This window comes from Nonomuraea insulae, from assembly GCF_042656245.1.
The window spans coordinates 1-3,238 of sequence record NZ_JBHSPA010000140.1 but is presented as its reverse complement, the minus strand read 5'-3'; the positions used below and the strand labels follow the sequence as shown (position 1 = coordinate 3,238).

3 protein-coding genes are annotated in these 3,238 nt (G+C 68.8%); all 3 read left to right on the top strand.

Annotated elements, in window-relative coordinates; all coding sequences use genetic code 11:
• Positions 1 to 91 precede the first annotated feature (91 nt).
• From ACFPZ3_RS70085 to ACFPZ3_RS70075, 3 genes are read left to right on the top strand one after another with little or no spacing between them, the layout of a single operon-like run.
• The gene (locus ACFPZ3_RS70085) at positions 92 to 1,291 is read left to right on the top strand and encodes a tyrosine-type recombinase/integrase (RefSeq protein WP_379525357.1); all 1,200 of its coding nucleotides are present in this window, start codon (positions 92 to 94) and stop codon (positions 1,289 to 1,291) included.
• On the top strand, positions 1,288 to 2,223 hold the full coding sequence (locus tag ACFPZ3_RS70080; protein WP_379525356.1) for a tyrosine-type recombinase/integrase: 936 nt from the start codon (positions 1,288 to 1,290) through the stop codon (positions 2,221 to 2,223). The genes ACFPZ3_RS70085 and ACFPZ3_RS70080 overlap by 4 nt, the downstream gene beginning before the upstream one ends.
• On the top strand, positions 2,220 to 3,209 hold the full coding sequence (locus ACFPZ3_RS70075) for a tyrosine-type recombinase/integrase (RefSeq protein ID WP_379525355.1): 990 nt from the start codon (positions 2,220 to 2,222) through the stop codon (positions 3,207 to 3,209). Before ACFPZ3_RS70080 ends, ACFPZ3_RS70075 begins: the two co-directional genes overlap by 4 nt.
• Positions 3,210 to 3,238: the final 29 nt, after the last annotated feature.

Genomic DNA, 3,238 nt, shown 5'->3' with positions numbered 1-3,238 from the left:
GGATGCCGCCGCCCGCGGCTCGGCATAGTCGCAGAATGAGCGGAGTCTCGTTCGTGGGAGCAGGAGTGCTTCCACGAAGGAGGCGAGTGCGATGGCGGGTACGAGGAGGAAGCCTGGCCTGCTGGGGCCGCAGGTCGAGGGCTACCGAGCATGGCTGGTACGGCGCGGCTACACGTCGGGCACGGTTCGGAACATGCTCACTGACCTGGGCCGGGTCGGGCGCTGGCTAGAGGATACGCAGCTACAGGTCGACCAACTCGACGAAGAGCGCATGACGGCGTTCCTGGCCGCTCGGCGTCAGGCCGGGCAGCGATGGATCCCGGGACCGCGGGCGATGGTGCCGCTGCTGACCTACCTGCGCGAGGCCGGGGCCATCGTGGTGGAGCAGCCTTCGGCCACGCCGCTGGAGATACTGCTCGTGCAGTATCGCTCCTGGATGGTGCGGGAGCGGGGGTTGGCGGTGGCTACTGTGCTGCGCTACGAGAAGACCGCCCGCCGCTTCCTGCGGGAACAGGCGATGACCAAGAATGCCTTCGCGCCCGAGGCCCTGACGGGAGCCGACATCAACGCCTTCCTGCTACGCGAGTGCGATCGCATCTCGGCCGGGTCGGCCAAGGGGCGCGTGGCAGAACTGCGGTCCCTGCTGCGCTTCCTCTATCTGCAGGGCATCATCTCCTCGCCGCTGGGCACGGCGGTGCCCCCAGTCGGCGGGTGGCGCTTGGCCGGCGTGCCGCCCACCATAACGGCCGCCGACATCCAGATCATGCTGAACGGCTGCGACAGGAGCACCCCGGTCGGCGTCCGCGACTACGCGATCATGCTCCTGATCGCCCGCCTGGGCTTGCGCTCTATCGAGGTGGCCCGTCTGGAGTTGCATGATGTGGACTGGCGCGCCGGGGAACTCATCATCCGCGGCAAGGCGGGGCGCCAGGATCGGCTCCCGTTACCTGCGGAGGTTGGTGAGGCGCTGGTCGCCTACCTGTCGGCCGGACGCACCTCCGAGGGCACCCGCCGGCTGTTCCTGACCTGCCGTGCTCCCCGCCGGGCGATCCGCGCGGATCTGGTGGGGGATGTGGTGGAGCGGGCCTGTCACAGGGTCGGTCTGCCGACAGTGGGACCGCACCGGCTTCGGCACGCCTTGGCCGGTGAACTGCTGCGCCGCGGAGCCGGGCTGGTCGCGATCAGCCAGGTTCTGCGCCATCAGGACCTGGCCACCACCGCCCTCTATGCCAAGGTCGACCTCGCCTCGCTGCGCCAGGTCGCCCTGCCATGGCCTGGAGGAATGCGATGAGCGCGCTGCAGCAGTCCCTCGCCGACTACCTGCGACTACGTCGTTCGCTCGGGCACGAGATGGCGGAGGCGGCCTACTTCCTGCCCGGGTTCGTCGCCTATCTCGACAGCCAGAACGCGCAGACCATCACCATCCGGGCGGCGCTGGCCTGGGCGCAGCAGGCCGACGATGACGGCCGGATGACCACCATCGGATCGCGACGGATGACCGCCGCCCGGGGCTTTGCCCGTTACCTGGCCGGCACCGACCCCACCACGGAGGTGCCACCTCTGGGCCTGATGCCACGCCGCCAGCGCTGGCGGCCCCCGTTCATCTACTCGCCCTGCGACGTCGAGAAAGTGGTGAGCCATGCCCGCGACTCTCTGCGGCCGACGCTGCGGGCGGCGACCTACACGACCTTGATCGGGTTGCTGGCCGCCAGCGGTCTGCGGATCGGCGAGGCCATCAAGCTCGACCGCGATGACATCGACTGGGCGGAGGGCATCTTGCTGATCCGCGAGTCCAAGTTCGGCAAGTCCCGCCTGGTTCCCCTGCACCCCAGCACCATGCAGGCCCTCAACCGTTACACGCAGGTACGCGACGACTCCCAGCCCCGGCCCAACGATCCGAGCTTCTTCGTCTCCGGCACCCGCAAGCGCTTGATCTATCCCGTCGTCTCCGAGACCTTCCGCCGCCTCATCGCCGAGGCCGGGATCGGCGCCGACGCTCCCTGGCCGCCGCGGCTGCACGACCTGAGACACACTTTCGCGGTCCGCGCCCTGCTCGGCTGGTATCGCACAGGCGAGAATGTCCAGGCCAAGATCCCGGCGCTGTCAACCTATCTGGGACACCGCGAACCGGCCTCGACCTACTGGTATCTGTCGGCCGCCCCCGAACTGCTCGCCCTCGCGGCCGCTCGTCAGGAAACAGCTCATCGGGAGGCTCGCCCATGACGTTGATCGCCGCAACCCTGCAAGCCTTCTTCACCGACCGGCTCGCCAAACAGCGTCAGGCCAGCCCCCGCACCGTCGCCGCCTACCGCGACGCCCTGCGCCTGCTCATGGTCTTCGCCCAGCAGCAGACCGGCAAGACGCCCTCGCAGCTTGATTGGGACGACCTGGACGCCAGCATGATCTCCGCGTTCCTGAACCACCTCGAAGCCGAGCGGAACAACAGCGTCCGAACCCGGAATGTTCGGCTGACCGCGATCCGCTCGTTGTTCTCCTTCGCAGCCCTGCACCACCCCGAGCATGCCCTGCTCATCCAGCGCGTCCTGGCCATCCCACCCAAACGATTCGCCAAGCGGCTCGTGACGTTCCTGACCGCACTGGAGGTCGACGCGCTGCTGGCGTCGCCGGACTCCTCTCGCTGGGAAGGCCGACGTGACCGCGTCCTGATGCTCCTGGCCATCCAGACCGGCCTGCGCGTGTCCGAACTCACCGGCCTCAACTTCGGCGACGTCACTCTCGGCGTCGGCGCAAACGTCCGCTGCGAAGGCAAGGGGCGCAAACACCGCGCCGTCCCACTCACCGGGCCCGTCCGGGACCTGCTCCGGGTCTGGCTCACCGAACAAAACGGACGCCCCGGTGATCCGCTCTTCCCCACCCGCACGGGACGACGACTCAGCCGAGACGCCATCGCGCTGCGCATCAACACCCACGCCGCAACCGCTGCGTCGTGCTGCCCGTCGCTGCAGGGCAAGCGGCTGCACCCACATGTCCTGCGCCATACCTGCGCCATGTCCCTGCTCCAGGCCGGCGTCGACACCTCCGTGATCGCCCTCTGGCTCGGCCACGCCGGCACCCGCTCCACCGACGCCTACCTCCACGCCGACATGAGCATCAAGGAAAAGGCCCTCGCCCTCACCACACCCCAGCAAGCTCCTCCAGGCCGCTACCACCCCACCGACCAGGTCCTCGCGTTCCTCGAAAGCCTGTGACTATGCCGAGCCGCGGGCGGCGGCATCCC

Coding starts and splice junctions, on each gene's coding strand:
- ACFPZ3_RS70085 (WP_379525357.1), top strand. CDS start 92: ATGGCGGGTACGAGGAGGAAGCCTGGCCTGCTGGGGCCGCAGGTCGAG.
- ACFPZ3_RS70080 (WP_379525356.1), top strand. CDS start 1,288: ATGAGCGCGCTGCAGCAGTCCCTCGCCGACTACCTGCGACTACGTCGT.
- ACFPZ3_RS70075 (WP_379525355.1), top strand. CDS start 2,220: ATGACGTTGATCGCCGCAACCCTGCAAGCCTTCTTCACCGACCGGCTC.